Below are 269 nucleotides of genomic sequence, written 5' to 3'. Positions count from 1 at the left end.
TGCCCCGTCGGCGTGGAGCAATCCCGAGGGTCGGCTGACGATCACGCTGCCCAAGCCCGTCCCCGCTGGGGGCAAGGTCACCGCGAAGATTACCTATGGCGGCACGCCGCACGTCGCGGTGAAGGCGCCGTGGGACGACGGCATGGTCTGGTCGAAGACGTCCGATGGCCGCACCTGGTTCGCGACGACCGCGGAAGGCTATGGCTGCGACCTGTTCTGGCCGTGCCTCGATTTCCCGACCGGTGAGCCCGCGCTGGTGACACTGCACA

At 68.4% G+C, this 269-nt stretch carries 1 protein-coding gene; it reads left to right on the top strand.

Annotation, left to right across the window (positions count from 1 at the left end; genetic code table 11):
* A partial coding sequence (locus tag ACPYOG_RS19620) for a hypothetical protein (RefSeq protein ID WP_481295796.1) occupies positions 1–269 on the top strand: 269 nt, incomplete at both ends.

It is taken from the genome of Leifsonia sp. HAY1-4F (assembly GCF_056755275.1).
This window is presented reverse-complemented; position numbering and strand designations above follow the sequence as displayed.